Here is a 1,230-nt window from a genome sequence, read left to right as displayed (position 1 = left end):
GTTCTCCTGCGGCAGGCCCTTGCGCTCGTCCATCCAGGTGGCGCCCGCATCCTCAGTCTTCCAGACCGCCGCCTTCGCGTCCGGCACATAGCGGCCGGCACTGTCGCCATTGAGCGGCAGAAGGAAGAGCGTGTCGGCGTCGCGCGGATGCGTGGCCGCAGGAAATCCGAAGGTCGAGGGAAGGCCCTTCTCGATGCTCTGCCAGTTCTTGCCGCCGTCGTCGGAGCGGTACATGCCGCAATGGTTCTGCTGGTAGAGCCGATCGGGCTTGCCGGGCGCCATCACCAGGCAGTGCACGCACTGGCCGAACTCTGGATAGTTTTGTCCTTCGGGGAGGAAGTCGGCGCGGGTGCCGCGGTTGCGCGGCTCCCACGTCTGGCCGCCGTCCCAGGTGTAGAACACGCCCGCGGACGAGATGCCCACCCAGATCTGCTCCTTGTCCCTGGGGTGCGTGACGATGGAATGAAGGATGAGGCCGGCGCCTCCCGGGGTCCAGTCCTTGCGGCTTGGGTGACGCTGCAGGCCCTCGATGTGGCTCCAGGTGGCGCCGTCGTCGTCGGAGCGAAACAGGCCGGCCGGCTGCACGCCGGCATAGAGGCTGCCGTTGCGCCTGGCGAGGCTCCATACCGCTTTGATCGGTTCCTCGCCAGCCTCGTAGGCCAAGCCCTCGCTGGAATGCGTCCAGGTCTCGCCAAGGTCGTCCGACTTCCAGACCGCCGGACCGAACCACTCGTTGCCGCCGGCGCCGTAGATCGCGCCGGTCTCGGGGTCGCCGACGACATGGTTCATAGGCCAGTGCTCGCAAAACGGACCGCGCAGCTTCCACGACCCGCGCTTGCCATTGCTCTCGGCGATGAAGGCGCCTTTTTTCGTGCCGATGAGGACCAGGACTTTTTCCGGCATTTTCTCCTCCCGTTGCATACCTACCATCAAGGACGGCGGAGCGCGGGCCTAGCCGACAGGGTCAGAGACTTTTTTGCAGTCTAACCCCGTCGAGGCCAAAGTGAGAAGATATGCCGCCGCAATTGCGGACGGAAAACCGCAACACACTTTTCCTGGAATGGCTCTCAACGCTTCTTTCCGAGGCCGAAGGTCGCCGCCAGCGCGCCGACCAGCACGACACCCTTGACGAAGTCCTGCGTGTAATAGGGGGCATTCAGCATGGTGAGGCCGTTGAGCAGCACGCCGACGAAGATGGCGCCGACGACGGTGCCGATCACATGCGGGCGG

1 protein-coding gene and 1 pseudogene are annotated in these 1,230 nt (G+C 65.0%); both read right to left on the bottom strand.

The window, feature by feature from the left end; translation table 11 throughout:
• The coding region (locus EOA33_RS36205; RefSeq protein ID WP_127407757.1) for an exo-alpha-sialidase at window positions 1–903 on the bottom strand (903 nt) is incomplete at its 3' end.
• Between the two features lie 164 nt (window positions 904–1,067).
• Window positions 1,068–1,230: pseudogene (locus EOA33_RS36200) on the bottom strand (ABC transporter permease); the annotation flags it as partial.

It is taken from the genome of Mesorhizobium sp. M4A.F.Ca.ET.050.02.1.1 (genome assembly GCF_003997725.1).
Lineage (GTDB): Bacteria > Pseudomonadota > Alphaproteobacteria > Rhizobiales > Rhizobiaceae > Mesorhizobium.
This window is presented reverse-complemented; position numbering and strand designations above follow the sequence as displayed.